This window comes from Streptomyces sp. F001 (assembly GCF_004187715.1).
Lineage (GTDB): Bacteria > Actinomycetota > Actinomycetes > Streptomycetales > Streptomycetaceae > Streptomyces > Streptomyces flavusporus.
Genome location: NZ_QZWF01000004.1, coordinates 131029 through 156183 on the forward strand (window position 1 = coordinate 131029; position 25155 = coordinate 156183).

Below are 25155 nucleotides of genomic sequence, written 5' to 3' on the forward strand. Positions count from 1 at the left end.
TCCACCGACTGGCCGACAATGGCCCGGTGAACGACCTCCTCGCTCCCCTGCTCACTCCCGAAGGCCGGGCCCTCCTCGACGAGGTGCGCGGCACGGACCCCGCCCAGGAACTCGCCGTCGCGACCCGGCTGCGTCGCGAGCACCCGGCCGAGTTGGTGTCGGCAGCCCTCGGCCAGGCGCTGCTGCGGCAGCGGGCGGTGGCGAAGTTCGGGGCCGGGGACGCGGAGCGGATGTTCTTCACACCGGACGGGGTGGAGCAGTCGACGCGGGCGAGCGTGGCGGCGTACCGCGCGCGGAGGTTCCAGGAGCTGGGCGTGACCTCCGTGGCCGACCTGTGCTGCGGGATCGGCGGCGACGCGGTCGCGCTCGCCCGGGCCGGAATCCGGGTCCTCGCCGTGGACCGGGATCCGCTGACGGCGGCGGTGGCGCGGGCGAACGCCGAGGCGCTGGGGCTCGACGGGCTGATCGAGGTGCGCGAGGCGGATGTCACGGAGGTGGACGTCTCGGCGTACGACGCGGTCTTCGTGGACCCGGCTCGGCGGGGAGGACGATCAGGAGGGGCCGCGCGAAGCGCGTCGATGAGGGGTGGTGGCCGGGCGACGGGCGGGCGGATCTTCGACCCGGAGGCGTACTCGCCGCCGCTGTCGTGGGCCGTACAGGCGGCCGCCCGGGCCCCGCACGCCGCGCTGAAGGTCGCGCCGGGCATTCCGCACGAGGCCGTGCCCGACACGGCCGAGGCCGAGTGGATCTCGGACGGCGGGGACGTGAAGGAGGCGGTGCTGTGGTTCGGCACCGAGCCCGGCCTGGTGCGGGCCACCCTGCTGCCGGGGCCGCGCACACTGCGCTCCCGCGGGCTGCCGAATCCCCCCGTGCGGCCGGTCGGGCGCTTTCTCTACGAGCCCGACGGCGCCGTCATCCGCGCCCATCTGGTCGCCGAGGTGGCCGACGAGCTGGGCGGCGGGCTGGTCGACGAGACCATCGCGTACGTCACGGCCGACGAGGCACGTACCACGCCGTACGCCTCCGCCTACGAGATCACCGACCAACTCCCTTTCAGCATCAAGAAGTTGAAGGCGCTGCTACGGGAGCGGGAGGTCGGGATCCTCACCGTCAAGAAGCGGGGCTCAGCCGTCGCGCCGGAAGAACTGCGCAAGAAGGTCAAGCCCCACGGCCCCAACGCGGCCACCGTCTTCCTGACCCGGGTCGCGGGTCATCCGGCGATGCTGGTGGGCCACCCGTTGGGGTGAGTGAGCCCCACGCGCTCCTACCGCAACGACTCCCACAGCTCCCCCGCCTCCGGCTCCTGAGCCACCACCCGGTTGCGGTCCGCGGCCGGGACGACCGGCATGGTCACCGTCTCGACCCCGTCGGCGGACAGGCCCTGCAGGCTCTGGCCGAGGCTCACCAGTTCGCCGAGGGAGTCGAGGCCGGTGTCGGTGGTGAGGCTGCCGGTGACGGCGTCCGCGACCTCGTAGAGCCGGGTCGGGTCGGAGAGCAGACTCGTCGATGCGATCTGCTCCAGCAGCGCCTTCACGAGCTGTTGCTGGAGGCCGATGCGGCCCAGGTCGCTGCCGTCGCCGATGCCGTGCCGGGTGCGGGCCAGACCGAGGGCCTGTTCGCCGTCCAGGTGGTGGGTGCCGGCCGGCAGGGTCAGGTGGCTGTCCTCGTCGTCGATGTCCTGGTCCGTGGTGACGGTGACCCCGCCGAGCGCGTCCACCAGCTTCGCGAAGCCGGAGAAGTCGATCTCGATGTAGTGGTCCATGCGGACGTTCGTCATGGACTCGACGGTCTTCACCGCACACACCGGACCGCCCACCGAGTACGCGCTGTTGAACATCGCGTTGTACGCCTCGGCCGTCTCTCCGCCGGACGCCAGCGGACAGGACGGCCGGGTGATCAGGGTGTCGCGCGGAATGCTGACCACCGTGGCATCGGTGCGTCCGGCGTCCAGGTGCACGACCATCGCCGTGTCGGACCGGGCGCCGCCGGAGCTGTCGCCGCCGCCGAGCGCCTGGTTCTCGGCGCCGCTGCGCGAGTCGGAGCCCAGCACGAGGATGTTGAGGGCCTCGCCGGGCGGCAGCGAGGCAGACGGGGACACGGAGGGCGTCGGCTTCGGCGGACGGTCGTCGCCGAGCGCGCTGTTGATGTCGACGCTCTCGATGTTGCCGTTCAGGTGCCAGTAGACCCAGCCCCCCGCGGCGGCGCCCAGCAGCAGGACGCCCGCCAGTGCGAAGCCGGCGGCCTTCCACCCACCCGACCGCCGGCCCGCTCTTCTGCCGTCGTCCCCGCTCTCGTCAAGTCCCGTCACAGGGAGGAACGTAAGTCCGAATTATTGCGAGCAGGGGCGTCAGACCGTGTTTTCTTCCGAAAATCTCATATTCCGCTGCGGGTTCTCAGCCCAGGGTCACCACGGGCACCGTGTTGCTCCCGTTCCACGTCCCGTTGAACCCGAGCGTCACCGATCCTCCGTCCGGCACCGCCCTGTTGTAGGAGGCGTTGGAACAGCTGACCGCCGCGCCCGACTGTGTGCAGGTCGCGTTCCAGGCCTGGGTGATGCGCTGGCCCGCGCCGTACGTCCAGTTCACCTTCCAGGACGACAGCGACGCGCCCGAGCAGGCGATCCTGACCTGCCCGGTGAAGCCGGTGCTCCACTGACCGGCGATGCCGTACGTCGCTGTGCACCCGCCGGTGGGCGTGCCGCTCCCGCCCAGGGACTCGGTGATCGCGTGGTACGCCGGTTTCGGCGCGGAGTTCTCGTCGTACGGGGTCGCCGCCCCGTAGCCCTCGAAGACGTCCGGGATCCAGGAGTCGGAGTCGGTGAAGCCCCAGACGGTGACACCGGTGCAGCGGGACACCGCCAGACACGCGTTCATGACCGCCCGGTAGTCGGCGGCCTGCTGGGCCGGCTTCGCCTCCGTGGCCGGCAGTTGCATCCGGATGTCCAGCTCGGTGATGGCGACGTCGACCCCGAGGTCGGCGGAGCGCTGGATGTTCTGCTGCATCGTCGAGGGCACCTGCCCCAGGATCAGGTGGGCCTGCAGGCCCACCCCGTCGATCGGGACGCCGCGCTCCTTCAGCGACTTGACCAGGTTGTACAGGGCGGTGCTCTTCGCGTTCACGCCCTCGACGTTGTAGTCGTTGATGTACAGCTCGGCGGCCGGGTCGGCGGCCTTCGCCCAGGTCAGGGCCTGGGCGATGTAGTCCTGGCCGAGGTTGTCGTACCAGAGGGTCCGCCGGTAGGTGCCGTCCTCGTTGAACGGCTCGTTGACCACGTCCCAGGCGGCGAGGCGGCCCTTGTAGCGGGTGACCTCGGTGATGATGTGGTCCTGGAGGATGGTGCTGAGCTGCGCCGGCGTCCAGGAGCCGTTCGTCAGCCAGCCGGGGTTCTGGCTGTGCCAGACGAGGGTGTGGCCGCGCACCCGCTGGTCGTGCGCCTCGGCGAAGTCCACGATCCGGTCGGCCTCGGCCCAGTTGTAGGTGCCGCGGCTCGGCTCGGCCGACTCCCACTTCATGGCGTTGCCGGGGTGAGCGAGTTGAACTCGCGGCCCGCGAGGTCGCCGTAGGTGCCGGTGAGCTTGGAGCCGGTGACCGCGGTGCCGATGATCTTGCCTTTGGCGTCGGCGAGGTCGCGCAGCGGGGCGGCGGCGTGCGCCGAGGGGGCGGCGACAGTTAAGGCGCCGAGCGCGGCGAGGCCGGTGAGCAGCGACGCCAGGGACCGGCCTGATCTCAGAGATCTCATGTGCGGGTGCATCCGAAAGTTTCGGTGGTGCATCCGATTGGCTTCGGAGGAGTGTTGAGGCAGTCGTCCCATGCGTCAATACGTCAGCTTCCGGCCACTCCCGCCCGTCCCGTCACGAGGCCGGCGGCGCCGTACTGCTGCGCACCACCAGGCTGGTCGCCAGCTCCACCCGGGTGGCGGCCTGAGCCCCCTCCCCGCGCCCCAGCTCCAGCACCAGCCGGGCCGCCGCCTCGGCCATCTCCGTCAGCGGCTGCCGTACGGTCGTCAGCGGCGGCCCCACCCAGCGCGCCACCGGCAGATCGTCGAACCCGACCACGCTCAGGTCCTCCGGCACACGCAGCCCCAGCTCGCGCACCGCCTCGTACAGCCCGAGCGCCTGGAGGTCGTTCCCGGCGAAGACCGCGGTCGGCCGGTCCGGGCGGCGCAGCAGCTCCAGACCCAGCCGGTAGCCGGACTCGTGGTGGAAGTCGCCGGCCGCGACGAGCGAGTGATCCACCGGCAGCCCCGCCGTCTCCAGCGCCGCCCGGTAACCGTCCACCCGGGCCCGGCTGCACAGCATCCGCGACGGCCCGCTGATCGCGCCGATCCTGCGGTGCCCCAGCTCGACCAGATGGCGGGTGGCGGCCAGTCCGCCCTGCCAGTTGGTGGCGCCGATCGACGGCACGTCGGCGCCCGGATCGCCCGCCGGGTCCATCACCACGAACGGGATGGACCTGCTGGTCAGCAGTGCACGCTGGGCCTCGTCGAGCTCGGAGAGCACGAGGATCACGCCGTGCGGACGGCGGGCGGCGACCTGGTCGGCCCAGGTCCGCCCCGGGGTGAGCCGGCCCGCGCTCTCGGAGAGCACGACGCTCAGCCCCGCGTTGCTGGCCACGTTCTCCACGCCCCGGATGACCTCCAGCGCCCAGGCACTCTCCAGCTCGTGGAAGACCAGGTCGAGCAGGGGCGAGCGGGACGACTCGGCCCGGCGCCGCCGGTAGCCGTGGGTGCGCAGCAGTTCCTCGACGCGGTTGCGGGTGCCCGGGGCCACGTCGGCCCGGCCGTTGAGGACCTTCGAAACAGTCGGAGCGGAGACGCCGGCCTCGCGGGCGATCTCGGCGAGCGTCGCGGTCTGTGCGGACCGTCCTGTCGTCTGGGTTTCTGCACGTTCCGGGGGAGTCATGGCGGCGATCGTATCTCTGCGCGACCTCTTGACGGGCCCCCTGCACCGCCATAAGTTCCCGGAACATTCGAGAAGATGCACAAAACATTCGAGAAGTGCGTGCTGTCATGGGGTCCACCATGTCGTCCAACGGCGGGCGAACGTTCAGCAGGCGCTGGGTGTTCGGCGCCGACGCCACCCTGCTGCGGGGTCGCTGGCCCCGACACCTCCGGCTTCGAGGAGGCGGTGGCACGGGCGGCGGAGGCGGATGTGTGCGTGGCGGTCCTGGGCGACCGGGCGGGCCTGTTCGGCCGCGGCACCTCCGGCGAGGGCTGTGACGCCGCCGACCTCGGTCTGCCCGGTGTCCAGGGCGATCTGCTGGACGCGCTGGTGGCGACCGGCGTCCCGGTGGTGCTGGTCCTGCTCACCGGCCGGCCGTACGCCCTGGGTCGCTGGCACGGTCGGCTGGCCGCGTCTGTCCAGAGGCGTTCTTCCCCGGCGAGGAGGGCGGCCCGGCGGTGGCGGGAGTCCTGTCGGGCCGCGTCAACCCGTCCGGCCGGCTCCCGGTGAGCGTCCCGGACCTGCCCGGCGGGCAGCCGTGGACGTACCTCCAGCCGCCGCTGGGCCTGGCGGGCGAGGTCAGCAACCTGGACCCGACCCCGCTGTACGCCTTCGGACACGGCCGCTCGTACACGACGTTCGCCTGGGAGCCGGTCGAGGGCACGCATCCCACCATCGGCACGGACGGCTCGTACGACATCCCGGTCGTCGTCCGCAACACGGGCGACCGCGCGGACGCGGAGGTGGTCCAGCTCTACCTGCACGACCCGGTGGCCTCCGTGACCCGCCCGGACGTCCGTCTGATCGGCTACCGCCGGGTGGAGCTGGAGCCGGGGGACGCGGCTCGCGTGACCTTCCGCTTCCACGCGGATCTCTCGGCCTTCACCGACCGGACCGGCCAAAGGGTGGTCGAACCGGGCGCGCTGGAACTGCGGTTGGCGGCATCCAGCGCGGACGTACGGCACACGGCACAGCTGACTCTCACGGGACCGGTGAGGGTGCTGGGCCCGGATCGCCGACTGCGCTGCGAGACGGAGGTGTCCGGCGTGGGGTGACCTCCTGCACGCCGGTCAGTCCGCCCGCACCGACTCGAACCGCCATCGATGCACCGCCCGAGTGACCAACTCCCCGTCCGGCTCCGGCAGTTCGGGGAGGTCGGCATCATAGGGCGCGTCCCACCAGGTGATGACGAGGACGCGGTCCTGCGGGGCGCGGAAGGTCTCGCGGCGCAGCGGCTGCTCGGGGAGCTGCTGTGCGGCGGCCCAGGCCAGCAGGTCCGCCCCGCGCCCGGGAACCGCCCGCGCCTCCCACATCAACGCCACCGTCACGAGTACAGGTTCTCCTTGCTGACCTCGTGCACGTGATCGTGCCCGGGCACATGCGGGTCCGTCACCGGCAGCGACGAGTCCGCCGACAGGTCCCAGCTCGACGCCGGCCGGTTGCGTGCCACCATCTCCGCGCCCAGCGCCGCGACCATCGCGCCGTTGTCCGTGCACAGCTTCGGCCGGGGCACCCGCAGCCGGATCCCGGCCGCCTCGCACCGCTCCTGGGCCAGCGCCCGCAGCCGGGAGTTGGCGGCCACACCGCCGCCGATCATCAGGTGGTCGACGCCCTCGTCCTTGCAGGCCCGTACAGCCTTGCGGGTCAGCACGTCCACGACCGCCTCCTGGAAGGACGCCGCCACGTCCCGCACCGGCACCTCCTCCCCCGCCGCCCGTCTGGCCTCGATCCAGCGGGCCACGGCCGTCTTCAGTCCGGAGAAGGAGAAGTCGTACACCGGATCGCGCGGGCCGGTCAGACCGCGCGGGAACACGATGGCGTCCGGGTCGCCCTCCTTCGCGTACCGGTCGATGACCGGGCCGCCCGGGAAGCCGAGGTTCAGCACCCGGGCGATCTTGTCGAAGGCCTCGCCGGCCGCGTCGTCGATGGTCGCGCCCATCGGGCGGACGTCGGAGGTGATGTCGGAGGAGAGAAGCAGCGACGAATGCCCGCCGGACACCAGCAGCGCCATCGTCGGCTCCGGCAGCGCCCCGTGCTCCAGCTGGTCGACGCAGATGTGGGAGGCGAGGTGGTTGACGCCGTACAGCGGCTTGCCCAGCGCGTAGGCGTACGCCTTCGCCGCCGAGACCCCGACGAGCAGCGCGCCCGCGAGCCCCGGACCTGCGGTCACCGCAATGCCGTCGAGGTCCTTCGCGCTGACCCCTGCCTCCTTCAGCGCCCGGTCGATGGTCGGCACCATCGCCTCCAGGTGCGCGCGGGACGCGACCTCCGGCACGACCCCGCCGAAGCGGGCGTGCTCGTCGACGCTGGAGGCGACGGCGTCCGCGAGCAGGGTGGTGCCGCGGACGATGCCGACGCCGGTCTCGTCGCAGGAGGTCTCGATCCCCAGGACCAGGGGTTCGTCAGTCATGGATCTCGGTTCCTTGTTCAGAGGGTGCAGAGGGGGCAGCGGGGCAGAGGGGGCAGCGGGGGCAGCGGGGCCAGAGGGCACGCCCGCGGCGGAGCCGCTGTCGGACGCGGTCGACAGACGCATCACCACGGCGTCCACATTCCCCGGCTGGTAGTAGCCACGCCGGAAGCCGATGGGCTCGAAGCCGAAGCGCTCGTACAGCTTCTGGGCGCGGACGTTGTCCACCCGGCACTCGAGCATCACCTCGGTGCACTCGAAGGCGGTCGCGGCCTGCAGCAGCTCGGTCAGCAGCCGCCCGCCGAGTCCGGTGCCCCAGTGGTCACGGGCGACGGCGATCGTCTGGACGTCCCCGATATCACCGGCGGAGGCGAGGCCCGCGTACCCGACGATCCGGCCGGCCTCGTCCTCCGCCACCACGTACCGCCGGGTCGCCCCGGGGCCGCGCGCATGAGCGAGCTCGGACCAGAACATGCCCCGCGACCAGGCGTCCTCGGGGAACAGGTCCCGCTCCAGCTCCAGCACGGGATCGATGTCCCACCAGCGCATCTCACGCAGCACCGGCGTCACGGGCGTCACGGGCGCGGTCACTTCGGGGTGACCACCTTGTAGTTCTTGGGCACCTGGGCGTCGGGCCGACGCAGATACAGCGGGCGGGGCACGGGGAGTTCCTCACCCTTGCCGAGTCTCTCGGCGGCCAGCCGGGCGAGGGCGGCCGCGGACACGTGCTCGGGCTCGTGCACGACCGGGAAGGTGTCCGGGTACAGCAGCGCGCCCGCACCGACCGCGGGCACCCCCTCGACCTGCGCGGCGATGTCGGCGGGGCGGGCGACGGCCGGGTCCGTGACGCGGGTGCGGGAGTCGGCGTACCGCGCCCAGTAGACCTCCTTGCGCCGGGCGTCGGTCGCCACGACGAAGGGGCCCTCCATGTCGGCGGCGTAGGCGAGGCCGTCCAGCGTGCACACGCCGTGCACCGGCACGCCGAGCGCGAGCCCGAAGGTGTCGGCGGTCATCAGGCCGACGCGCAGCCCGGTGTACGGGCCCGGGCCGATCCCCACGACGATCCGCGTGACGGCGTCCAGCGTGAGCCCCGCCTCGCCGAGCACACGGTGGACGGCCGGCAACAGCAGCTCACCGTGCCGGCGGGCGTCCACCTGGCTCGACGAGGCGATGACGTCCGTACCGTCGTGCAGCGCGACGGTGACGGCGGGAGTTGCGGTATCAAGAGCGAGCAAGAGCACGCAAACAGCCTACGGCTCCTCGGGGCACCCCGGCCCACGTCTCCACTGCTGCTAGCGTCACCACAGATGTGGACAAAACGACCCGGAGGTGGACGTCCGTGTCCAGCACCAGCGCCGGACTCGTCACCGGTCTCACGGCGGTGGCCCTCGTGACGGTCGGGTATCTCGGCTATCAGGCGTCGGCGAACATCCCGGCGGAGCTGAGCGCGGCGGGCGACAGATCGGCGGCTGCATCGAAGGCCCCCCGGGACAGGAACAACCCCACCGCCCTGCCCGGCAACTCCGGCACCGGCGAACGGGTCGTGTACTCGCTGGACGACGACCGGGTGTGGCTGGTCGGCCCGGACAACAGGGTCGTGCGCACCTTCCGGGTCACCCCGAGCACCGTCGACCCCGCCCCGGACACCTACTACGTCACGTCCCGCTCGGGCGCGGTCACCGGATCCGACGGCATCCCCGTCGAGCACGTCGTCCGCTTCACCAGCGTGGACCACGTGCCCATCGGTTTCAGCGCGGCGAAGAACGGCCTGACCCCACCGCCCGACCCGAAGGCGCGGACCGGCGGCATCCGCCAGTCCCGCGCGGACGGCAACGAAATGTGGAAGTTCGCGACGATCGGCCAGAAGGTCGTCGTCATCCGATAGAGCTACGCCGCCTCGCGGTGGCCCTCGGAGGCCTGACGTACGTGCGGTACCTGCGGCACCCTCGGGTCGGGGTCGCGCGGCGGCGTCGAGATCGCGTGCGCGGCGGCACAGGACGCCAGCAGGTCGCGCATCGACACCCCGGCCACCACGCGCGGCACCGTCTCGTCTCGTTCCGTAGCCGACATGGACGCCTCCTGAGGCCCGGGGGCGGACGTAGTTAGGTAGACCTAACTACGGACTGGATACCATGTGACCACGCCGGAGCGGCCGGACGCAACATCTTGCCGACGCATTGTCGGAACGTTCATGAAGTTCCCAGGCCACCCGGCCTCTCAGGCCGAGAGCACACTCAGGTCCACCGCAGCCCAGCGCTCCCCGATCCCGGTGAGCGTCACATGCCGCACCTCGTCCGTCGTGTCCCCGACGGCCCGGTGGATCACGACATGCAGTCGGTCGTCGGTCAGTTCCTCGACCTTGCCCTCGCCCCACTCCACGATGATCACCGACTCGGGCAACGAGACATCGAGGTCGAGATCCTCCATCTCGTCCAGACCGCCGCCCAGCCGGTACGCGTCGACGTGGACCAGCGGAGGCCCGTCTCCCAGGGAGGGGTGCACCCGGGCGATCACGAACGTCGGCGAGGTGACCGCGCCGCGCACCCCGAGGCCCTCGCCGAGTCCGCGGGTCAGCGTCGTCTTGCCCGCGCCGAGCTCACCGCTGAGCAGCACCAGGTCGCCGGCGCGCAGCAGCTTGGCCAGGCGGCGGCCGAGCTCGCGCATCTGCTCGGGCGAGTGGACGATCAGCTCGGTCTCAGCCGGGTTGTGCGGTGGTGCTTCCATAGCCACCCACGGTAGCCCCTGCGGGAACGGCACCCGCGCGGGTGAGCAGGTCGGCGAGCCGGTCGGTGACCACTTCCGGGTGCTCCAGCATCACCAGGTGCCCGGCGTCCGGCACGAGCACCAGCTCGGCCTCCGGCAGCAGATCGGCTATGGCCTCGCTGTGCTCGCTCGGCGTGACGAGGTCCTTGACCCCGGCCAGGACGAGCACCGGCAGGTCCTGGAAGAGGACGAGCGCCTCCGTCTTGTCGTGGTCGGTGAACGCCGGGTAGAACTCGGCGACCACGTCGATCGGCGTGCCCTCGATCATCCGCTCCGCGAACCGGGCGACCGCCGGGTCGACGTCCCGGGAGGCGAAGGAGTAGCGCTTGATGATCCCGGCGAACAGATCGGCGGTGGCCCGCCGCCCCTTCTCCACCAGCTCGGCCTGCTGCCCGAGCGCCCTCAGCACCCCGGGGAGCACCCGCCGCACCGCGTTGACGCCCGCGACGGGCAGCCCGAAGTTGACCTCGCCGAGCCGCCCCGACGACGTACCGACGAGCGCCACGGCGACGACCCGCTCACGGATCAGCTCCGGAAACCGGTCGGCCAGGGCCATCACCGTCATCCCGCCCATGGAGTGCCCGACCAGCACGATCGGCCCCTCGGGCACGGCCGCGTCGAGGACGGCCTTCAGGTCGCTGCCGAGCTGGTCGATGCTGACCGGCACGCCGTCCTGCACCTGCCCCGCCCCCCGACCCGACCGGCCGTGGCTGCGCTGGTCCCAGTGGACGGTCCGTACGACACCGCGGAGCGCGGCCCGCTGGAAGTGCCAGGAGTCCTGGCTGAGGCAGTAGCCGTGGCTGAAGACGACGGTGACGGGCGCGGGCGCCTTGCGGCCGAAGAGACGACGGCGGCGCGGCGCCACTCCCGCCTCGGCCTCGACCTCGTCGACCTCGTAGTACAGCTCGGTGCCGTCCTCGGCGTAGGCCCGGCCGGGCGTGCCGCGCAGGGCGCCGTACGGCCCCGCCGAGTCGAGGGCGAGCCGCGCCTTCTTCCGCATGCCGCGGCCGACGGTCATCCGTTCTATCGCGACGCCGGCCGCCGCGCCCGCGGCGATGACTCCTATGGCGGCGCCCGCTATGCCGGTGACCTTGCGCCAGTTGCCGGCCGCCCCCGTTGCGGAGGCGACGGCCGCCGCGGCGGCGCTCGCTACGCCCTCCGCACTGCTCTCGCTCACGTACCGCTCCTCTTCGCCGGGCTGGTGGGTCGGGTGGTTCCGGTGCCGGTCACACACGATGCCGATGTACTGCTGCGGGACCTCTGGGCGGGTTACCCGTCCTGCTCCCCGTTCACATAGACGCGGGGAACACGTGTTCCGATGCGCGTGACGATTTCGTACGCGATGGTCCCCGCGGCCTGCGCCCAGTCCTCGGCGATGGGCTCCCCGCGGTCGCCGGGCCCGAACAGTACGGCTTCCGCCCCCGGCCCGGGCACATCGCCCCCCAGGTCGACGACGAACTGGTCCATCGCGATCCGCCCCGCGACGGTCCGCCACTTGCCGCCGATCAGCACCGGCCCGGTCCCCGAGGCGTTGCCCGATGCCGTACCCTACCGACGGACAGGCCGAGAGTGTCTCCCGGGGTGGTGTACCGATGCCCGTAGCTGACCCCGTGTCCCCCGGGCACTTGCTTGACCAGCGCCAGCGAGGCCGACAGCGTCATCACGGGGCGCAGCCCGAAGTCGGCCGGGGTGCCGATCTCGGGGCTGGGCGAGATGCCGTACAACGCGATCCCGGTCCGTACGAGGTCGAAGTGGGCCTCGGGAAGCGTGAGCGTGGCCGGCGAGTTCGCGATGTGCCGCACCTCGGGCCGCAGGCCCGCCCTCTCGGCGTACGCCACCATCTCCCGGAACCGACCGAGCTGGAGGGCGATGGACGGATGCCCGGGCTCGTCGGCGCAGGCGAAGTGCGACCACAGGCCGGTGACCCGGACGAGCCCCTCGGCCTCCGCCCTGACCGCCTGCCCGACGAGCTCGGCCCAGTCCTCGCCCGGCTGACAGCCGCCCCGCCCGAGCCCGGTGTCGGCCTTGAGCTGCACCCGCGCCGGCCGGCCGGCCCCGCGCGCCGCCTCGGTGACCTCCCGCAGGGCCCACATCCCGCTGACGGAGACGTCGAGACCGGCCTCGATCGCCTCCCGCCAGGGCCCGCCGGGCGTCCACAGCCAGCACATGATCCTGACGTCCGCCGGCAGCCCGTCCGCCGCGCGCAGCGCCAGCGCCTCCTCGGGCGTGGCCGTACCCAGCCAGGTCGCCCCCGCGTCCACCGCCGCGCGGGCGCACTGCAGCGCCCCGTGGCCATACGCCTCGGACTTCACCACGGCCATCAGAGCCGCACCGGGCGCCTGCGCACGCAGGGTACGCACATTGGCCCGAAGGGCCCCCAGATCGATCTCGGCCCGGGCACGCAACGGGGCGCTGGGCAGGTGTGCAGTCGTACTCATCGCGCTTAGTGTCTCAGAGCGGTCGGACATCCCTTCGACACCGTGCTAGCGCAGCTGCGGGCAGTCGCGCCGCACGCAGCTGCGGGCAATCGTGCCGCTGGGGCGGCACGGGTGGGCGCTGGGGTCCCCCTCTGGGGAGCACCCCGCAAGCGCCGGGTTGCGCACCCACCCGCCGCCCACTGTCCCGGCGGTCACCCACTCAGTCGCCGGGTGACGCACCCCACCCACCGCCAGCCGCCCCCACTCACCCACACACATCCCGCCAAGCCCCCCAATCGCCCCCGCCACATCATGCGCCCCCACCGCGCCCCATCCGCCGCATACCGTCCGGCCAGCCCATGCAGATACGCCGCCACACTCCCCGCATCCACCGCAGAAAGCCCCGCCGCCAACAGCGACCCGGCAAGCCCGGACAGCACATCCCCGCTCCCCGCCGTAGCGAGCCACGGCGTCCCCGTCGGATTCACCCGTACGGGCCCACCCCCACCCCGGCAACCAACGTCGTCGACCCCTTCAACAGCACGGTCGCCCCGTACCGCCCCCCAACTCCCGCACCGCGCAAGCCGAGCCCCTCGACCTCCTCCCGCGCAACCCCAGCAACGCCGCCGCCTCCCCGGCATGCGGAGTCATCAAAGTCGGCGCACCACGCCCCCGTACCGCCCCGGCGTCGGCCAGCCGCAGCCCGTCCGCATCCACCAGCACCGGCACATCGGCCGCCAGCACCTCCGCCACCGTCCCCGCGTCGTCCCCGGCCCCCGGCCCGACGACCCACGCCTGCACCGCCCCGCCCGCCAGGCCCCTGAGCGGACACGAGCGTCTCCGGGAACCGCGCGATCACCGCATCCCCGGCCGGCCCCACATACCGCACGGCCCGCCCACCCCGCAGGGCCCCGGCGACGGCGAGCACCGCGGCGCCCGGATACCGCGCCGATCCGGCGGCGATCCCCACAACGCCCCGCCTGTACTTGTCGCTCTCCGCCCGCGGCGTCGGCAGCAACGCCGCCACATCCGCGTGCTGCAACGCCTCCAACTCGGCCTCGGCAGGAAGCTCCAGCCCGATGTCGACGAGCCGCACCGACCCGGCGTACTCCCGCGCCGGATCCACCAGCAGCCCCGGCTTGTGCGTCCCGAACGTCACCGTGAGATCGGCCCGTACGGCCGCCCCCCGTACCTCCCGGTGTCGACATCGACCCGCTCGGCAGGTCCACGGCAACCACGGGGGCCCGCCCCGCGCCGCCGCCTCCGCCAGCGGCACCGCCTCCGCCCGCAGCCCGCCCTTGCCCCGATCCCGACGATCCCGTCCACGACGAGGTCGGCCCGCCCGATCAACTCCTCGGCGCCACCGACCCCCGCGACGACACCCCCGCCCGCTGCAACGCCCCGAGCCCACCCGCATGGGCCCGCTCGGGCGACAGCAGCACGGCCGTCACCCCCGCACCACGCCGGGCCAGCCGCGCCCCGGCATACAGCGCGTCACCCCCGTTGTCCCCACTGCCGACCAGCAGCACGACCCGGCTGCCGTACACGCGCCCCAGCAGGTCCGCGCAGGCAGCGGCGAGCCCGGCGGCCGCCCGCTGCATCAACGCCCCCTCCGGAAGCCGCGCCATCAAGTCCCGTTCAGCCGCCCTGACCGTCTCCACGCTGTACGCAGTCCGCATACGCCCGAGTCTCCCCCACATCACCAACCTCGTCGCACCCGTTGACGCTTGGCCACCGCGTTGCCAAACTCACCGGCCCCACAGGATGAATCGATTCAATCGAACGGTTCGACGAGAGGACCCAACCCCCATGGGACGCAGAGCCGCACTTCTCGCCGCCACCGGCGCGGTCGCCCTCCTCACCACCGCAGGCACGCTCACCGCCCCCGCCCGGCCACCGCCGCTCCCTCCCGGGCAGCCGCCGCCTGCGGCGAGGGCTCGTACCAGGCGGAGGCCGTGCAGAGCGGCAGCACCTGGACCGCCCGGCGCGGCGGCAGCGTTGTCCACACGGGCACCGACATGCGGGCAGCGGTCCAGGCGGCCGTGGGCAGCCTGACCGCGGGTCGCACTTCCAAGGAGCGCGTGGTCGTACGCGGCTCAGGCTCGATGTCCGCCGGATCCCGCATCTCCCTCCCCAGCTACACCGTCCTCGACGTCTGCGGCACGATCAACGTCACCGGCACGGGCTCCGGCGACCAGGCGCCGGTCTACTCCCGCGGCACCCGGGACGTGGAGGTCCAGCACCTCAACGTCACCGGCAGCCCGCTGTACGGCGTCTTCCTGCGCAACGTCCAGAACGTGATCCTCGGTCAGATCGACATGCGCCTGTCGGCCGGCCTCGGCATCCGCATCGACAACCGAGGCGACACCAGCCAGTGGACCCGCAATGTCCGCATCGACAACGTCTACGTCTCCGGCGCGAGCAGCCACGCGGTCGAGACGTACGGCGTGGACGGCATCACCATCGGCACGGTCACCGCCCGCAACGTGGGCGAATCGGGACTGTTGCTGAACCAGACGATCAACGCCACGGTGACCAAGGTCGACGCGGACGGCGCGGGCACCGGCACGGGGTACGCCGCATTCCGCATGGCCAACCGCAACGGCCGGGTGGGCAGCGGCTATCCCACCAACATCCGCGTGGGCGAAGTGATCGCCCGAGGCGGCGGACGCGGCGTCTTCTGCGTCTCGGAGAGCGGCGGAGCGGTCATCGACCGGGTGAACATCTCCAACACCGGCAACAACTCGATCCTGATCGAGAACTGCTACAACGTGAACATCGCCGCTCAGAGCGGCACGGTCACGGGCGGCGGCGAGATCCGCCTCGCGGCCCGCACGGAGTTCCCGAACAACTCCGACATCACCATCCAGAACCTGACGGTGACCAACTCCGCGAGCCGCGAAAGCCCCTGCGGAACGAACACCACGTTCCGCAATAACACGCTGGTGAACAGCACCCAGTCGATCTGCTGACGGACGCCCGAGGAGCGGCCTCGGCGAGGCTCACCCCTCCGCGATGACGACCGCCGAGGCCACTCCCGCGTCATGGCTGAGCGACACGTGCCAGGACCGTACGCCGAGTTCGGCGGCCCGCGCCGCCACGGTCCCCTTCACCCGCAGCCGAGGCTGCCCACTGTCCACGACGTAGACCTCGGCGTCGGTCCAGTGCAGTCCGGGAGGCGCACCGAGCGCCTTGGCGAGCGCCTCCTTGGCGGCGAACCGCACAGCGAGCGAGGCAACACCCCGCCGTTCCCCGCTGGGCAGCAGCAACTCGCTCTCCACGAACAGCCGTTGAACCAGTCCGGGCGTACGCTCCAGCGACGCCGCAAACCGATCGATCTCGGCCACGTCGATACCGACCCCGATGATGCTCATGGCGGGCACTCTACGGGGGTACGGCACCGATGCCGCTTGGTTACGGCGGCTGAGCTGGGCGTCTCGGGCCGACCTTGCTACCCGGCGTTTTCAGGTGACTGTCGGGGCCGCTCGCTTCTTGGCCAGTGTCGTGCTTCCACGGCCCGCGTCAAGGGCGCTTCGCGTCGCCTGACGGCGATCGGCCTTCGGCCGACCCTTGACCCGGTCCGTTCCAGCACGGGGAAGAAGCGAGCGAGCGGCCCGGAAAGGCGGGTGCCCCAGGTCGGCTGACCATGCGGGTGGGCTGGGTGGCCGGCCGGGGTTGGGAGCGCATCAGCGCCTCACATGCACGCCGGGCAGCTGGGCGGCTTGCGGCCGGCGGGCGGTGGGGCGCGGCAGCGGGATGGCGGCACACCGGCCAGGCTCAGCAGCTAGCGGCCGGCGGGCGGTGGGGGCGCGGCAGCGGGATGGCGGCACGCCGGCCAGGCTGGGCGGCTTGCGGCCGGCGGGGCCGCGTCCGGGGTCTCTGACTGGTAAGCCTGGCGGACTGGCCTGCGGCCCAGGGGGCCACGGTGTACGGTCCGGAGAATGTGACACTTTCGCGGAAAATGTCACATTCCCACGGCTGACTACCCGGCCGCAGCGGATTCGCCACCAGCGTCAGTCCGCGCCGGGGGCCGCGCGAAGACCCGGCCCCAACCTCCCGCCGGGTGGCTGGGCGGACGCGGCAGTCCGTCCGGGCACGCCGGCTCGGCTCAGCGGCAAGAAGCCCGGTGGGTGGTGACGGCCACATCAGCAGAGTGGGGGCACGCCGGGTGGGCTCAGCGGCTTGCGGGTGGCGGCGGTTGCGTCGTCCGGCGTCTGTGACTGGCAATCCGGCCCCCGGGGCTCCGATGCCGGGCGCTGGCTCAGCAATTGGCCGATTTGGCTCACCCAGCGGGAGAGAAAGCCCAGGTGGGACTGCCTACCAGTGAGCCAAATCGGCCAATTACCTCTTGGGTGCGGCCCGTGAGGCTGGTGTGACATCCGTGACTTGCCCGGGCCACCGGCGAGTCCGCGCCCCGTCCTTCTCCCGCCTCCCGTCGGGGGAAAGCCGCCAAGCCGACCCGGCCTGCGCCGACCACCTGGCGCACCCCAACCACCCACCGCCCGCAGGCCGCTGAGCCCGCCGGCATGCCCCACGCCGCCGACGCGACCGCCACCACACGCCCACCGATCGCCGCCAAGCCCACCCGGCGTCCCGCCACCCCAGCCACCCACTCGCCGCTCGCCGCTCGCCGCTCGCCGCCAAGCCCACCCGGCGTGCATGCGAGACGCGACGCGCCCACCGCACCCCCACCCACCCGCAAGCCGCCAAACCGACCCGGCGTCCCCCACCCCGCCGCCGCGACCCCCACCACAAGCCCACCGCTCGCCGCCAAGCCACCCGGCGTGCATGCGAGGCGCGACCGCGCCCGCCAACCCCGGCCCGCTCCGCAGCCGACGGCGGTGGCCGCCCGCCTCGGCCACCGCCTTTCCGGGCCGCTCGCTCGCTTCTCACCCGTGCTGGAACGGACCGGGTCAAGGGTCGGCCGAAGGCCGATCGCCGTCAGGCGACGCGAAGCGCCCTTGACGCGGGCCGTGGAAGCACGACACTGGCCAAGAAGCGGGCGGCCCCGACAGTCACACCGCCGCCAACGGCTGGGCAACAGACCCGTGGATCAGTCCAAGCCGGGCTTCTCCTGTGGAACGTCCGGGTCGTCGGCGAACAGATCCTCCGCCCGCTTGACCGTGCGGGAACGCTCCAGCCAGGCGTCCATGCGGTCGAGATCGGTGCAGGTGGTGATGCGCTCGCGCGCACTGTCCGGTACGGGGATGCCACGCACCTCCAGCACGGCCAAAGTCCCCTTTGCCTTCCCGTTCGCCAGGCCGACGGCGTAACCGGAGGCCCACTGCTCGGCGTATCCCGGTGGCCACTTCTCGATCTTCCCCCGCAGATACGCGATCTCCTCAGGAGACAGACCCTCCCGCTTGATGATCTGCTTGAACCTTCTGTGGAGTTCGGCCATGGCTTTCTCGGGTGGGAGCCCTATGGCGATGGCTGCCACCAGTGATGTGGTCATCCCCGAGATCTCCTCGTGCAGTTCCGGGTTCACGCCGCGGCCACCTCGCACCACACGTACTTGCCCCGGTTGCCCTCTCTGGCCAGCGGTTGCCAGCCCCATACGTCGGCACAGGCCCGGACGAGCGCCAGCCCGCGCCCCTCCTCCAGGTCGGCAGCTTGGTCGAACCGCGGAGGCTCAGGCGACCTCGGATCTGCGTCCCACGCCCCGATCCGCAGCACCCCTGCCGACCAGCGCACACGCAGGGCAGCGGGCCCCTTGGTGTGGCGTACGGCGTTGGAGACGAGCTCGGTCGCGAGGAGTTCGGCGACGTCCACGAGGCGGATCAGGCCGTGCATGGTGAGGATTAGCCGGAGGGTGCGGCGGCTGACGGTGACCGCACGCAGGTCGTTCGGGATATAGAGGGAGTACTCCCAGGACTCGTTTTCGGGCATGCGTGAACTCCTGCTGGGTGAAGGGGAGTCAGGGATAGGGCGGCGATGGGGAGCGGTGTCATTGCCGCATCCGTCATGGCAGGACGGAGCGGTGCACTTCCGCAGCGTGTACGTCGCATCACCGACGGTAGGGATTACATGTAACGCAAGGCAAGCCGATCGCGTAATCTGACCCCGAACGAGCCGCACTGACGGGCACGTTGAACCAAGGAGCAGTGGATGGTCCCGAGGCGCGAACCAGCTGCGCGTCAGATGCGTCTGGCGGTCGAGCTGCGCAGGCTCCGCGAGGCGTCAGGGCTCACCACCATCGAGGCAGCAGCGCTGCTTGGGGTGAATCGAGTCCAGATCAGCCAAATCGAATCTGGGATCACGGGCGTGAGCGAGCAGCGACTGCGCCGCCTCGCGTCCCATTACGCCTGCACGGACGATGAGTTCATCAACGCGCTGGTCGCCATGGCCACGGACCGAACACGCGGCTGGTGGGAGGAGTACCGGGGTCTGCTACCCACGTCGTTCCTGGATCTGTCCGAGCTGGATCACCACGCTCGGTTTGTACGCAACGTGGCCACCCTGTACGTGCCCGGCCTGCTACAGACGGAGGACTACGCCCGTGCCGTGTTCTCCGACAGGATCCCCGAACTCACCGAAGACGAGCTCGAGTTGCGCGTCCACCACCGAATGAGGCGCCAGCAGCAGATCGCCGTCCCCTACGAGGGGGTGATCCACGAAGCGGCGCTGCGCATCAGGGTCAGCGACCGTGCGACGTCACGCGCCCAGCTCATCCGTATCCTGGAACTCTCCGAAGGGAATCACATCACGGTGCGTGTGATCCCCTTCGACCTGGATGGCTTCGGCCTGGCCGCGAGCACGATGACCTACGTGAGTGGTCCCGTGCCCAAGCTGGACACGGTGGTACGCGACGCTCCCCATGGCACCGTCTTCATCGATTCCAAAGCTCAACTCAGCGCCTTCCGAAGGCTCTTCCGTAAAGTGGAGGCCGTGTCGCTCGAGCCCGAGCGCTCACGTGACTTCATCCTCAGGTTGGCGAAAGAGCTGTGAGGTACCCGATGACCACCCCCGAGAACTGGCGGAAGGCGTCCTACTCCGGCGGCGGCGACGGCAACGACTGCGTGGAGATCGCGAACTCGCCCACCCGCGTCGCCGTACGCGACTCAAAGGCCCCGGCCAGGGCAACCCTCACTTTCCCAGCCGGAGCCTTCGCCCCCTTCCTCGACGCTCTAAAGTCGGCTCACTCCACCGTCACCGACTTCGCCAGGTTCCGCGGCTGATCCACCTCGTTCCCCCGCGCAGTAGCCAACTCGCACGCGAACACCTGCAGCGGCACCGTAGCCACCAGCGGCTGAAGCAACGTCGGCGTCACCGGAATCCGTACGAGATGGTCGGCGTACGGCACCACCGCCTCGTCCCCCTCCTCCGCGATCACGATCGTCCGCGCACCCCTCGCCCGGATCTCCTGGATGTTGGACACGATCTTGTCGTGGAGCACGGACCGACCCCGCGGCGACGGCACGACCACCACCACCGGCAGGTCCTCCTCGATCAACGCGATCGGACCGTGCTTCAGCTCACCCGCCGCAAACCCCTCGGCGTGCATGTAGGCGAGTTCCTTCAGCTTCAGCGCGCCCTCAAGGGCGACCGGATAACCGACATGCCGGCCCAGGAAGAGCACCGTGTTCTTCGAGGCGAGCGAGCGCGCCAGCTCCCGTACCGGCTCCATGGTCTGAAGGACCTGCCGGACCTCACCGGAGATCCTCGACAACTCCCGGATGACGTCCCGGATCTCGTCCGCCCACTTGGTGCCCTGCACCTGCGCCAGATACAGCGCCACCAGGTAACACGCCACGAGCTGCGTCAGAAACGCCTTGGTGGACGCAACCGCCACCTCGGGCCCGGCATGCGTGTACAGCACCGCATCCGACTCACGCGGAATCGTCGACCCGTTCGTGTTGCAGATCGCCAGCACCTTCGAGCCCTGCTCGCGCGCGTGCCGTACAGCCATCAGCGTGTCCATGGTCTCGCCGGACTGGGAGATGGCGATGACCAGGGTCTGCTGATCGAGAATGGGATCCCGGTAGCGGAACTCGCTCGCCAGCTCCACCTCGCACGGGATGCGGGTCCAGTGCTCGATGGCGTACTTCGCGATCAACCCGGCGTGGAAAGCCGTACCGCACGCCACGATGACGACCTTGTCGACCTCCCGCAGCACCCCCGGAGGGATCCGCACCTCGTCCAGCGTCAGTGAGCCGGCCGCGTCGATGCGCCCCAGCAACGTATCGGCGACCGCCTTGGGCTGCTCGGCGATCTCCTTGAGCATGAAGTAGTCATAGCCCCCCTTTTCCGCGGCCGACGCGTCCCAGTCGACGTGGTACGACCGGACCTCCGCCGGCCGGCCGTCGAAGCCGGTCACCGTCACCCCGTCCCGGCGCAGCTCCACCACCTGGTCCTGACCCAGCTCGATCGCCGACCGCGTGTGGGCGATGAACGCGGCGACGTCCGAGGCGAGAAAGGCCTCGCCCTCTCCAACGCCCACCACCAGCGGCGAGTTCCGCCGCGCCCCCACCACCACATCCGGCTCGTCGGCATGCACCGCGACCAGCGTGAACGCTCCCTCCAGCCGCTGGCACACCAGCCGCATCGCCTCCGCGAGATCCGCGCACGACGAGAACTCCTCGGCCAGCAGATGCGCGACGACCTCGGTGTCGGTCTCGGACGTCAGCGAGTGCCCCCGCTCCTCCAACTCCGCGCGCAGACAGGCGAAGTTCTCGATGATCCCGTTGTGCACGACGGCGACCCGCCCGGCATTGTCGAGATGCGGATGCGCATTCGCGTCCGTCGGCCCGCCATGCGTGGCCCACCGCGTGTGCCCGATGGCCGTCGTGCCCGTCGGCAGCGGCCGGTCCGCCAGTTCCTTCTCCAGGTTGACCAGCTTCCCGGCCTTCTTCGCCGCCGCCAGTCCGCCGTCCGCGAGCACGGCGACGCCCGCCGAGTCGTATCCCCGGTACTCCAGCCGCTTCAGCCCGGCCGTAACGACCTCGAGCGCCGACTGCGCTCCCACGTATCCCACGATTCCGCACATGACCGGCAGCCTACGATCGTTTCCGGCGCCGAACCGGTCGCAGCGTGCCCGAATTCGGAAATTCCCACGCCGGTACGAACACCGAAACGACACCGGACCGCCGCGCAGCAGCCCAGGAGCCGCGTGACGGATGCCACGCCACCGTCCGTTCGTCCTCCCGTAACAATGGACTGTGATCTCTCCGGTCTCCTCGATACCCCGGAGCGCCCACCGGCCCAGGCCGGAGGCGACTCCCTACGTCGACCTCACCCGCTCGGAGTGGAGCGCGCTGCGGGACAAGACGCCGCTGCCGCTCACCGCGGAGGAGGTCGAGAAGCTGCGCGGTCTCGGCGATGTCATCGACCTCGACGAGGTGCGGGACATCTACCTCCCGCTGTCGCGGCTACTCAACCTCTACATCGGCGCCACGGACGGCCTCAGAGGCGCGCTCAACACCTTCCTCGGCGAACAGGGCTCGCAGTCGGGCACCCCCTTCGTCATAGGCGTCGCCGGCTCGGTGGCCGTGGGCAAGTCCACCGTCGCCCGCCTCCTGCAGGCCCTGCTCTCCCGCTGGCCCGAGCACCCGCGAGTGGAGCTGGTGACGACGGACGGCTTCCTGTTGCCCACCAAGGAGCTCCAGGCCCGCGGCCTGATGTCGCGGAAAGGTTTCCCCGAGTCGTACGACCGCCGCGCCCTGACCCGCTTCGTCGCCGACATCAAGGCCGGCAAGGACGAGGTGACGGCCCCCGTCTACTCGCACCTCATCTACGACATCGTCCCCGGCGAACGCCTCGTGGTCCGCCGCCCGGACATCCTGATCGTCGAGGGCCTGAACGTCCTCCAGCCCGCCCTGCCCGGCAAGGACGGCCGCACCCGGGTCGGCCTCGCCGACTACTTCGACTTCAGCGTGTACGTCGACGCCCGCACCGAGGACATCGAGAGCTGGTACCTCAACCGGTTCAGGAAACTGCGCGCGACCGCCTTCCAGAACCCCTCCTCGTACTTCCGCAAGTACACCCAGGTCTCCGAGGAGGAGGCGCTCGACTACGCCCGCACCACCTGGCGCACGATCAACCGCCCCAACCTCGTCGAGAACGTCGCTCCCACCCGCGGCCGCGCCACCCTCATCATCCGCAAGGGCCCGGACCACAAGGTGCAGCGCCTGAGTTTGCGCAAGCTCTGACCGTTACGCTGCCGCCATGCTGCATCTGCGCCTGATCACGCCGTCCGACAGGACCGACGACGTGGTCCGCCTCATCGAGAAGACGGTCGGCACCACGCACCTGGTCGTGATGCCGGGCGCCGCCCGCAACCCCTCGGGGGACGTCGTCATGTGCGACGTGGCGCGTGAGGCGGGCGACGAGCTGCTCACCGGACTGCAGCGGATGGGCCTCGACGACACCGGCTCCATCGCCGTCGAGAACATCGACCTCTCCCTGTCCAAGCGGGCCGAGAAGGCCGAGGAGGAGGCCCCGGGCGAGCCCGCGGACGCCGTGCTGTGGGAGCACCTGACGGAGGCGACGCACGAGGAGTCGACCCTCTCCGTCACCTACCTCGCCTTCATCACGCTGGCCACGATGATCGCGGCCTGCGGTGTCGTCCTCGACAACGCGATCCTGATCGTGGGCGCGATGGCGGTCGGCCCGGAGTTCGGCCCGCTGGCGGGCATCTCCACCGCGGTGGTGCAGCGCAGGCCGCCCCTGGCCCTGCGCTCACTGATCGCGCTGCTCGTGGGCTTCGCGGTGGCGATGGCCGTGACGGTGGGCTTCAGCCTCTTCATGGACGCCGTCGGACTGTTCACCAAGGAGCAACTGGAGGGCGAACGGCCGCAGACCGGCTTCGTCTACGCCCCCGACTGGTTCTCCTTCGTCGTGGCGGTCCTCGCCGGCGCCGCCGGCACCCTCTCCCTGACGTCCGCCAAGTCGGGCGCGCTGGTCGGCGTCGCCATCTCGGTGACGACGGTACCGGCGGCTGCCAATGCCGCAGTGGCCCTCAGCTACGGCGACACCAAGCAGACCTGGGGCTCCACCGAGCAACTCCTGCTGAACCTGCTCGGCATCATCCTGGCGGGAACGCTCACGCTGCTGACCCAGAAGTGGCTCTGGTCCAAACAACGTCAGCGCAAGAACGCCGCTTAGGGGCAATGCCCTAGGGGCGTGGGGCTCTGCCAACATGCGGCTCCGCCGCGCGGGCGCGACCAGCCCCAACGAACCCGCAGCCCGCCGCGCACCGAACCCCCACCCCGAACCCGGAACCAGGAACTACCCCAGCGCCGACTTCACCGCATCCGCCAACCGCCCCGCCACAGACCGAGCCTGATCAATATCCGCCGCCTCGACCATCACCCGCACCAGCGGCTCAGTCCCCGAGGGCCGCAACAGCACCCGCCCGGTGGACCCCAGCTCCCGCTCCGCCTCAGCAACGGCAGCAGCGAGGTCGGCCGAGCTCCCGACCCGGGACTTGTCCACATCCGGCACATTGATCAGCACCTGCGGCAGCCGCTCCATCACGCCCGCCAGCTCGCGCAGCGTACGACCCGTCTCGGCGACCCGTGCGGCCAGCATCAGCCCGGTCAGCGTGCCGTCGCCCGTCGTCGCGTGATCCAGGATGATCACGTGCCCGGACTGCTCACCACCGAGCGCGAAGCCGTGCTCCTTCATCTCTTCCAGCACATACCGGTCACCGACCGCGGTCTGCACCAGCGCGATACCCTCACGCTCCATGGCCAGCTTGAAGCCGAGGTTGGACATCACGGTCGCCACCACGGTCTCGGCCCGCAGAGCGGAACGTTCCCGCATCGCCAGCGCGAGCACGGCCAGGATCTGGTCGCCGTCGACTTCCTCACCGGTGTGGTCCACGGCGAGGCACCGGTCCGCGTCACCGTCGTGCGCGATACCGAGATCGGCCCCGTGCTCGACGACCGCGGCCTTGAGCTGCCCCAGGTGCGTCGACCCGCACCCGTCGTTGATGTTGAGCCCGTCCGGCTCGGCCCCGATCGTGACGACCTCGGCACCGGCCCGCGCGAACGCCTCCGGCGAGACCCCCGAGGCCGCGCCGTGCGCTTCGTCCAGGACGATCTTCAGCCCGTCCAGCCGGTTCGGCAGTACGTCGAGCAGGTGGCCGACGTACTGGCCGAAGCCCTCCTCGTAGGACCGGACCCGCCCGACACCGGCCCCGGTGGGCCGCTCCCATGGCTCGCCGTGCCGGTGCGCCTCGTACACGGCCTCGATCTTGTCCTCGAGCTCGTCGGCGAGCTTGTGCCCGCCGCGGGCGAAGAACTTGATGCCGTTGTCCGGCATGGCGTTGTGGCTGGCGGAGAGCATGACACCCAGGTCGGCCCGCAGCGCACCCGTCAGATACGCCACGGCCGGCGTCGGCAGCACGCCGACGCGCAGCACGTCCACGCCGGCGCTGGCGAGGCCCGCGACCACGGCGGCCTCCAGGAACTCCCCGGACGCGCGCGGGTCACGCCCGACCACCGCCGTGGGCCGGTGGCCTGCGAAAGTGCCCGCCTCGGCCAGCACGTGGGCCGCCGCGACCGACAGACCGAGCGCCATCTCGGCCGTCAGATCCGCGTTGGCGACACCGCGCACGCCGTCCGTGCCGAAGAGTCGTCCCACTTGTCCTCCTGAGGAAGCGTCAGTTCCGGTCGCCGTGCGGGTG

At 71.2% G+C, this 25155-nt stretch carries 19 protein-coding genes and 6 pseudogenes; 8 read left to right on the forward strand and 17 right to left on the reverse strand.

Annotated elements, in window-relative coordinates; all coding sequences use genetic code 11:
• Positions 1–26 precede the first annotated feature (26 nt).
• Positions 27–1247, forward strand: a complete 1221-nt coding sequence (locus tag StrepF001_RS17700) for a class I SAM-dependent methyltransferase (protein ID WP_129799238.1) — start codon at positions 27–29, stop codon at positions 1245–1247.
• Positions 1248–1264: 17 nt separating this feature from the next.
• Here the strand turns inward: StrepF001_RS17700 and StrepF001_RS17705 are convergent, their stop codons facing one another.
• The 3 genes and pseudogenes from StrepF001_RS17705 to StrepF001_RS17715 all read right to left on the reverse strand — a co-directional run bounded on the left by StrepF001_RS17705 (position 1265) and on the right by StrepF001_RS17715 (position 4901).
• Positions 1265–2308, reverse strand: coding sequence for an LCP family protein (locus tag StrepF001_RS17705; RefSeq protein WP_129799239.1), 1044 nt, complete (start codon positions 2306–2308; stop codon positions 1265–1267).
• Positions 2309–2393: 85 nt separating this feature from the next.
• A pseudogene (locus tag StrepF001_RS17710) lies at positions 2394–3739 on the reverse strand (endo-1,4-beta-xylanase).
• A gap of 112 nt (positions 3740–3851) precedes the next feature.
• Positions 3852–4901, reverse strand: coding sequence for a LacI family DNA-binding transcriptional regulator (locus tag StrepF001_RS17715; RefSeq protein ID WP_129799240.1), 1050 nt, complete (start codon positions 4899–4901; stop codon positions 3852–3854).
• A 183-nt stretch (positions 4902–5084) separates the two neighbouring features.
• Between StrepF001_RS17715 and StrepF001_RS17720 the strand changes: the two are divergent.
• Positions 5085–5995, forward strand: a pseudogene (locus StrepF001_RS17720) (glycoside hydrolase family 3 C-terminal domain-containing protein); the annotation flags it as partial.
• 15 nt (positions 5996–6010) lie between these two features.
• Here the strand turns inward: StrepF001_RS17720 and StrepF001_RS17725 are convergent.
• The 4 genes and pseudogenes from StrepF001_RS17725 to tsaB all read right to left on the reverse strand — a co-directional run bounded on the left by StrepF001_RS17725 (position 6011) and on the right by tsaB (position 8588).
• Positions 6011–6268, reverse strand: coding sequence for a hypothetical protein (locus StrepF001_RS17725; protein ID WP_129799241.1), 258 nt, complete (start codon positions 6266–6268; stop codon positions 6011–6013).
• On the reverse strand, positions 6265–7350 hold the full coding sequence (gene tsaD, locus StrepF001_RS47990; RefSeq protein ID WP_240797587.1) for a tRNA (adenosine(37)-N6)-threonylcarbamoyltransferase complex transferase subunit TsaD: 1086 nt from the start codon (positions 7348–7350) through the stop codon (positions 6265–6267). Before tsaD ends, StrepF001_RS17725 begins: the two co-directional genes overlap by 4 nt.
• 132 nt (positions 7351–7482) lie before the next feature.
• A pseudogene (gene rimI / locus StrepF001_RS47995) lies at positions 7483–7896 on the reverse strand (ribosomal protein S18-alanine N-acetyltransferase); the annotation flags it as partial.
• Between the two features lie 38 nt (positions 7897–7934).
• Entirely contained in the window at positions 7935–8588 is a 654-nt protein-coding gene (tsaB, locus tag StrepF001_RS17735) for a tRNA (adenosine(37)-N6)-threonylcarbamoyltransferase complex dimerization subunit type 1 TsaB (protein ID WP_129799243.1), read from the reverse strand.
• A 98-nt stretch (positions 8589–8686) separates the two neighbouring features.
• On the opposite strand from tsaB, the gene StrepF001_RS17740 reads away from it, so the two are divergent.
• On the forward strand, positions 8687–9232 hold the full coding sequence (locus tag StrepF001_RS17740) for a hypothetical protein (protein ID WP_129799244.1): 546 nt from the start codon (positions 8687–8689) through the stop codon (positions 9230–9232).
• A gap of 2 nt (positions 9233–9234) precedes the next feature.
• Here StrepF001_RS17740 and StrepF001_RS17745 read toward each other — a convergent pair whose 3' ends face one another.
• From StrepF001_RS17745 to StrepF001_RS49545, 5 genes and pseudogenes are all read right to left on the reverse strand, one after another.
• Positions 9235–9417, reverse strand: coding sequence for a hypothetical protein (locus StrepF001_RS17745; RefSeq protein ID WP_129799245.1), 183 nt, complete (start codon positions 9415–9417; stop codon positions 9235–9237).
• A 147-nt stretch (positions 9418–9564) separates the two neighbouring features.
• Entirely contained in the window at positions 9565–10071 is a 507-nt protein-coding gene (gene tsaE, locus StrepF001_RS17750) for a tRNA (adenosine(37)-N6)-threonylcarbamoyltransferase complex ATPase subunit type 1 TsaE (protein ID WP_129799246.1), read from the reverse strand.
• Entirely contained in the window at positions 10043–11287 is a 1245-nt protein-coding gene (locus tag StrepF001_RS17755; RefSeq protein ID WP_129799247.1) for an alpha/beta hydrolase, read from the reverse strand. The genes tsaE and StrepF001_RS17755 overlap by 29 nt, the downstream gene beginning before the upstream one ends.
• A 92-nt stretch (positions 11288–11379) precedes the next feature.
• A pseudogene (gene alr / locus StrepF001_RS17760) lies at positions 11380–12548 on the reverse strand (alanine racemase).
• 244 nt (positions 12549–12792) lie between these two features.
• Positions 12793–14206 (reverse strand): annotated as a pseudogene (locus StrepF001_RS49545) (NAD(P)H-hydrate epimerase).
• A gap of 130 nt (positions 14207–14336) precedes the next feature.
• Between StrepF001_RS49545 and StrepF001_RS17770 the strand changes: the two are divergent.
• Positions 14337–15499 (forward strand): annotated as a pseudogene (locus StrepF001_RS17770) (hypothetical protein).
• Between the two features lie 30 nt (positions 15500–15529).
• Here StrepF001_RS17770 and StrepF001_RS17775 read toward each other — a convergent pair.
• From StrepF001_RS17775 to StrepF001_RS17785, 3 genes are all read right to left on the reverse strand, one after another.
• A complete protein-coding gene (locus tag StrepF001_RS17775) occupies positions 15530–15901 on the reverse strand; it encodes a holo-ACP synthase (protein ID WP_129799248.1) in 372 nt (123 codons plus the stop codon).
• Positions 15902–17580: 1679 nt separating this feature from the next.
• On the reverse strand, positions 17581–18015 hold the full coding sequence (locus tag StrepF001_RS48010; RefSeq protein WP_240797558.1) for a hypothetical protein: 435 nt from the start codon (positions 18013–18015) through the stop codon (positions 17581–17583).
• Complete coding sequence (locus StrepF001_RS17785) at positions 18012–18416, reverse strand: ATP-binding protein (RefSeq protein WP_129799249.1); 405 nt, start codon at positions 18414–18416, stop codon at positions 18012–18014. The genes StrepF001_RS48010 and StrepF001_RS17785 overlap by 4 nt, the downstream gene beginning before the upstream one ends.
• Before the next feature lie 219 nt (positions 18417–18635).
• Here StrepF001_RS17785 and StrepF001_RS17790 point away from each other — a divergent pair, with 219 nt between their 5' ends.
• Both StrepF001_RS17790 and StrepF001_RS17795 read left to right on the forward strand, forming a co-directional pair.
• Positions 18636–19475: a helix-turn-helix transcriptional regulator gene (locus StrepF001_RS17790; RefSeq protein ID WP_129799250.1), complete on the forward strand. Its 840-nt coding sequence runs from the start codon at positions 18636–18638 to the stop codon at positions 19473–19475.
• 8 nt (positions 19476–19483) lie between these two features.
• Positions 19484–19705 (forward strand): DUF397 domain-containing protein, encoded by a 222-nt coding sequence (locus StrepF001_RS17795; RefSeq protein ID WP_129799251.1) that lies wholly within the window; start codon positions 19484–19486, stop codon positions 19703–19705.
• Here the strand turns inward: StrepF001_RS17795 and glmS are convergent.
• Positions 19666–21513: a glutamine--fructose-6-phosphate transaminase (isomerizing) gene (gene glmS, locus StrepF001_RS17800; RefSeq protein WP_129799252.1), complete on the reverse strand. Its 1848-nt coding sequence runs from the start codon at positions 21511–21513 to the stop codon at positions 19666–19668. The genes StrepF001_RS17795 and glmS overlap by 40 nt on opposite strands.
• A 172-nt stretch (positions 21514–21685) precedes the next feature.
• On the opposite strand from glmS, the gene coaA reads away from it, so the two are divergent.
• Positions 21686–22675 (forward strand): type I pantothenate kinase, encoded by a 990-nt coding sequence (gene coaA / locus StrepF001_RS17805; protein WP_129799253.1) that lies wholly within the window; start codon positions 21686–21688, stop codon positions 22673–22675.
• 16 nt (positions 22676–22691) lie between these two features.
• Complete coding sequence (locus tag StrepF001_RS17810; RefSeq protein WP_129799254.1) at positions 22692–23630, forward strand: DUF389 domain-containing protein; 939 nt, start codon at positions 22692–22694, stop codon at positions 23628–23630.
• Positions 23631–23753: 123 nt separating this feature from the next.
• Here StrepF001_RS17810 and glmM read toward each other — a convergent pair whose 3' ends face one another.
• Positions 23754–25112, reverse strand: coding sequence for a phosphoglucosamine mutase (gene glmM / locus StrepF001_RS17815; RefSeq protein WP_129799255.1), 1359 nt, complete (start codon positions 25110–25112; stop codon positions 23754–23756).
• Positions 25113–25155 lie beyond the last annotated feature (43 nt).

What these genes read in the sequence shown, in the direction of transcription:
- StrepF001_RS17715 (WP_129799240.1), bottom strand. Translation starts at nt 4,901, where the DNA reads ATGACTCCCCCGGAACGTGCAGAAACCCAGACGACAGGACGGTCCGCA.
- tsaD (WP_240797587.1), bottom strand. Translation starts at nt 7,350, where the DNA reads ATGACTGACGAACCCCTGGTCCTGGGGATCGAGACCTCCTGCGACGAG.
- StrepF001_RS17745 (WP_129799245.1), bottom strand. Translation starts at nt 9,417, where the DNA reads ATGTCGGCTACGGAACGAGACGAGACGGTGCCGCGCGTGGTGGCCGGG.
- tsaE (WP_129799246.1), bottom strand. Translation starts at nt 10,071, where the DNA reads ATGGAAGCACCACCGCACAACCCGGCTGAGACCGAGCTGATCGTCCAC.
- StrepF001_RS17775 (WP_129799248.1), bottom strand. Translation starts at nt 15,901, where the DNA reads ATGAGCATCATCGGGGTCGGTATCGACGTGGCCGAGATCGATCGGTTT.
- StrepF001_RS17785 (WP_129799249.1), bottom strand. Translation starts at nt 18,416, where the DNA reads ATGCCCGAAAACGAGTCCTGGGAGTACTCCCTCTATATCCCGAACGAC.
- StrepF001_RS17790 (WP_129799250.1), top strand. Translation starts at nt 18,636, where the DNA reads ATGGTCCCGAGGCGCGAACCAGCTGCGCGTCAGATGCGTCTGGCGGTC.
- StrepF001_RS17795 (WP_129799251.1), top strand. Translation starts at nt 19,484, where the DNA reads ATGACCACCCCCGAGAACTGGCGGAAGGCGTCCTACTCCGGCGGCGGC.
- glmS (WP_129799252.1), bottom strand. Translation starts at nt 21,513, where the DNA reads ATGTGCGGAATCGTGGGATACGTGGGAGCGCAGTCGGCGCTCGAGGTC.
- StrepF001_RS17810 (WP_129799254.1), top strand. Translation starts at nt 22,692, where the DNA reads ATGCTGCATCTGCGCCTGATCACGCCGTCCGACAGGACCGACGACGTG.